The sequence below is a fragment of the Psychrobacter sp. CX16 genome, from assembly GCF_057396245.1.
The window spans coordinates 1-5572 of sequence record NZ_JBXYJF010000051.1 but is presented as its reverse complement, the minus strand read 5'-3'; the positions used below and the strand labels follow the sequence as shown (position 1 = coordinate 5572).

Annotated in this window: 2 protein-coding genes; both read left to right on the top strand. The window is 44.4% G+C overall.

The window, feature by feature from the left end:
* Nucleotides 1-196 precede the first annotated feature (196 nt).
* Entirely contained in the window at nucleotides 197-1150 is a 954-nt protein-coding gene (locus AC2SLM_RS12675; protein ID WP_486554257.1) for an OmpA family protein, read from the top strand.
* Between the two features lie 39 nt (nucleotides 1151-1189).
* The coding region (locus AC2SLM_RS12670; RefSeq protein ID WP_486554255.1) for an Ig-like domain-containing protein at nucleotides 1190-5572 on the top strand (4383 nt) is incomplete at its 3' end.

The following is a 5572-nucleotide window of genomic DNA, read 5'->3' as shown; positions in this document are numbered from 1 at the left end:
ACGTATTTTTTAGATATAAATTCTAAATAATTTATTAATAATTATTTCAAAGTATTTTTTATAGTTAGTAATCCAATAACCCGAAGATAGGAATAATTTAGATGAGAATACAATTGTGTAAGGTTGTTAAGTCAATAAAAGTAATTAATCAAAGTCAATAAAAATAATTAATCAAAGTCAATTTAAGGAATTATCTATGAAAAACTTGAAAGCTAATAAAGGCTTTAAGACTAGCATACTGGCTACAGCACTGTTTTCAGCGCTTTTTGGTCTAACACAAACAGCCCAAGCTGCCGACACCAGACAAGTGGACTTAATTGGGTGGCAAAAATCAGGCGATGCCAGTTTTAAAACCATCAGTACAGACGCACTAGCAGAGAACGAAGCCAACCTTATCTTTATCCGCCCTCTAGATAACGACGGTTTACAAACCAGTGCCAACATCTCAGTAGACGGACGCTTTCAAGTCAGCTTGCAGCCAGGTCACTACTCACAAGTGGTTTACTGCAGCGGTCAACACAATATCACCGTAATGCCTACCGGCGCTAAAACAAACGACCTCAGCAATACCTCTGCGACCACTCCTATCGAACTTACCCCTCAGCGCAATCACTACATCTATGTTGACATTGATGACAACACTGCTCAACCAAAACTAAGCCTTTTAGAAGCAGACTACGCTCAAAATCTACTTGCTGATCAAAAACAGCAAGTCCATCAAATCAGCCGTGTGGTTCGTGACTGTCCAGCCATTGTTAGACAAGCCCCAGAGCCTGAGCCACAACCTGTGAAGGTCGAAATCGATAAACCAATCAACCTAGAAGTGTTGTTTGAATTCGACAAAGCTGTTGTACAGCCCGTATTCAATAGCCGTATTCAAGCCGTTGCTGACTTCATGAACAAATACCCTGACACTACGACTATCATCGAAGGCCATACCGACAGTATGGGCTCAGACAGCTACAACATGAAGCTATCACAAGAGCGCGCCCAAGCGGTTAAACAAGAGTTGGTTACCAAATATGGTATCGCACCAAATCGACTACAAACGCAAGGCTTTGGTGAAACTAGACCAGTTGACACCAATGCCACACCAGAAGGCCGTTATAACAACCGCCGCGTTGTCGCAACCGTTAGTGCAAAAAAATAAAAGAATTTAAAAAATAAAAAGCGAATCTAAGGATCAAACATGAAAACGATTATTGTAAAAGTAAACGATGCTGCACAAACCATAGCTGAACATCAAGTTGTGACCAAAGACGGTCATCCAACCGTCATCAAAGCCACCAACAAAGTAAACTATGAACTTGTTGATCAAGCAACCGGCCGAGCGCCCGATCACATCATCACCAAACGTGTAGGCAAAGACCTACATGTATCAGTGGAAGAATCAGGACAAGACAGCGACCTAATCATAGAAGGCTATTACGACGAGGCTGACAGTGCACTAATTGGCTTGGCAGAAGATGGTAGCTACTATTACTATGTGCCAGATACGGGTGAAGTTGCCGACTTTGTTACTGAACTTGCCGCAGGTGATGTTGAAGGGCAAGCCTTAGGCGGTAATGCGTATCAAACCCCTTATTGGATTGGTGCTGCAGATGACGGCGGCTTTGCATGGTTACCCTGGTTAGTAGGTCTTGCAGGTTTAGCTGCTATAGGTGCTGCATTAGCGAATGATGATGACGATGATAAAACACCTCCGCCTGAGCCTGCCCCAGAGCCTGCTGATGTCAATGTAAAGTCTGCTGAGAGTATACCGCCATCAGATGACGACGCAGATGGTAGTACTATAATTACTGGTACTGCTGAGCCTAATACAAATATCGTTATCGTTGATAAAGACGGTAATATTGTGGGTGAAGGCGAGACTGATGCCGAAGGTAACTTTACCGCTAAAACTGACAAACCTTTAGAACATGATGAAGAGTATGATGTAGTTGCTCAAGATGATGATGGTAATCAAGTCGGTGAAAAAGATACTATCGTTGGTGATTTAACGGATCCTATAACCCCAGATTTGATCGCTCATGAAGATGGTTCAGTAACAGCAGAGCCGCGTGATGAAGATGCTGTTAATATGACAGTAGAATTCAAAGATGAAGATGATCAACCACAGAAAGTCGAAGTCGACAAAGGTGAAGACGGCACATGGGGACCTAAAGAAGGTACTCAATTACCAGATGGCGTCACTGTAGATCCTGCGAGTGGTAAAGTCACTCTCTCACCAGATGCCGTAAAAGATGGTGGCACTGTAACAGCCAGTAACGAAGACATTTTCGGAAAAGACTCTTCTTCAGAGACAGTGGCCGGTAATGATATTGCCAATGAAGGTCAAACCCCTCCAGATTCTCCTAACTTAGTAGCGACACCCGATGGCGGTATAGAAATGACGCCATCTGAAGATGCTGATGAAGCAGTAGTTAACTATACAGATGAAAACGATCAACCACAAAAAGTTGAGATTGAAAAAGGGGAGGACGGTACTTGGGGCCCAAAAGACGGCACAGAGCTACCTCCAGGTGTCACTGTAGATCCAGAGACTGGCAAAGTCACTATTGACCCTGATAGTGTGAAGGATGGTTCAACCGTTACAGCTGAGAACAGTAATGATGGTGGTTCCTCAAGCGCGGAAACCACGGCGGGTAATGATACTGAAGATACCACACCGCCAGATGCTCCAGATCTTTCTGAAACAGAAGGCGGCGGCGTAGAAATGACACCATCGGATGATGCTGTCGATGCAGAGCTGACTTATGAAGACGAAACGAGCGGTGAAGACGTTAGCATTGAAATTGAAAAAGGCGATGACGGTACATGGGGTCCTAAAGATGGACAAGAGCTTCCACCAGGGGTAACCGTGGATCCTGAAACGGGTACGACAACCGTGCCAGGTGAAAACATTAAAGACAACACCACTGTAGAAGCTGAGAATAGCGATGAAGCAGGTAACTCTTCTGGTGCAGAAGTTACTGTAGGGGGCAATGATACCACTACAGAAGATCTAGGTCCTGATGCTCCTGACTTAGTTGCAAATGAAGACGGCTCGGTTGATATGACCCCAGCGGATGACGCTACTAAAGCTGATGTTGAATTCATTGATGAAGACAACCAACCACAAAAAGTTGAAATAGAAAAAGGCGCTGATGGTACTTGGGCACCAGTAGCGGGTACTGAATTACCTGACGGTGTGACTGTAGATCCTGCGACAGGCAAAGTAACTATTGCGCCTGACGCTGTTCTTGATGGCTCAACAGTTGACGCTGAAAATAGTAATGACAAAGGTACTGCTGGAGCTCAAACGACTGCTGGCAATGATATTGAACCAGTTGCTCCTGATGCACCAGTGCTTGATGCTAAAGATGATGGGTCAGTTGAAATGACACCTTCTGATGATGCAGATGATGCAGTGGTTAACTTTACCGATGAAAATGGTGAACCACAAACCGTTGAAATTGAAAAAGCTGATGATGGCACGTGGGCACCTGTAGATCCAGACACTGTACCTCCAGGTGTGACAGTAGATCCTCAAACGGGTACAGTAACCATTGCGCCTGATGCAGTAAAAGATGGCTCTACCGTAACTGCTGAAAACAGCAATGAAGGCGGATCTTCGAGCTCAGAGACGACTGCGGGTAATGATATTGAAGACTTAACCCCACCACCTGCACCGACAATTATTGCTAATGCAGATGGTTCGGTAACGGTTAAGCCAGCTGAGGATGACGCTGTTGATTTAACGGTTAACTTTACTGATGAGAATGATCAACCACAAACCGTTGAAATTGTTAAAGGTGAAGACGGTACATGGACACCTAAAGAAGGTACAGAGCTACCAGATGGTGTCACTGTAGATCCTGCAACGGGTGACGTTGATATTCATTATGATGCCATCAAAGACTTATCAGAAGTCATTGCAGAAAACAGTGATGAAAATGGCAATACATCAAGTGCGCAAGCAACAACATCACGTGATCCTATTAATGGACCTAATGTTGAGATTGTCACTGGTGAAGATGAATTTGTTAACCCAAATGACCTTGATGAAAATGGTCAAGTACCTGTAGAAATTACATTCCCTGAAGATAGTGGGGTTGTACCGGGTGATAAATTAGAAGTGACAGGTCCAAATGGTGAAACAGTTGAGGTAGTCCTGACTCAAGAAGATATCGATAATGGTGTCACCGTTCCTGTGATACCTGCCGATGATGGTGATACAAAAGTTGATGTTGTGATTAAGGATGCTGATGATGAAGTCATTGGCACTGGTAGTGATACCGCACCAACAGATTTATCTGTACCTGGCGATGTAGATGGTGATGGTAGTTCGACCGATCCTAGTGATCCAAGTAAAGGAGACCCTGATGATACTGACAATACAGATTCAGAAGGTAATCCAACTGATGATACCACTACTATCGAAGGTGCACCCATCATTACCTTCACCGAGGACACAGATGGTAATGGCATCTTAAGTGTCGCTGAAAATGGCGAAACTAAAAACACCACGCCAGTACAGATCAGCACCCCTGCTAACACAGAAGCGGGCGACACCGTTGTTGTCACTATTAATGGTACACAGCAAGAAGTAACCGTTACTTCAGAAGATATGACGAATGGTTATGTCACTGTCGATGCACCTGTTACAGACGCTGATAGTGATGGCACTGTAGATAATATTACGGTTGACGCTTATGTCAAAGACCCGGCAGGTAACCAGTCACATACGGCTACTGAAACCTTAGCAGTAGACTTAGGTATACCTGGCGACTCAAACGGTGATGGCACTGTTGATGACAATGACGATGACGACACAACAGTGGATGGTGCACCAATCATTACCTTCACTGAGGACACAGATGGCAATGGCATTTTAAGTGTCGCTGAAAATGGTGACATTAAAGATACCACGCCAGTACAGATCAGCACTCCTGCTAACACAGAAGCGGGTGACACCGTTGTTGTTACTATTAATGATGTAGAGCAAGAAGTAACTGTCACTCCAGAAGACATCGCGAATGGGTATGTCACTGTCGATGCACCTGTTACAGACGCTGATAGTGATGGCACTGTAGATGATATTACGGTTGACGCTTACTTCAAAGACCCGGCAGGTAACCAGTCTAATACGGCTACTGAAACTTTATTAATAGATACCACAGCACCAACTGCGCCAACCCCAGTCATCGGTAATGGTGATGACGTTATCACAGCTGACGAGATTGATGGTGACGGTAATGTTGACGTAACTGTTGATCTGCCAGATGATGCTAAAGCTGGTGATACAGTTACTGTAAACGGTGAAGATACTGTCTTAACCGATAACGACATCACAGCAGGTGAGGTAGTTGTCAAAGTAGATGCGCCAGAAGAAGGTGAGACACTAGAAGTTGAAGCGACTATCACTGATGCTGCGGGTAATGAGAGTGAGCCTGGCACAGACAGTGCAACTGTTGACACCATAGTACCAGGTGACTCAACTGGTGATGGTAAACAAGATACAGGCCCAGTTGTTACCATTACAGAAGATAAGGACAATGATGGTTTCATCAGTGCAGATGAGCTTGATGGT

Coding starts and splice junctions, on each gene's coding strand:
- AC2SLM_RS12675 (WP_486554257.1), top strand. CDS start 197: ATGAAAAACTTGAAAGCTAATAAAGGCTTTAAGACTAGCATACTGGCT.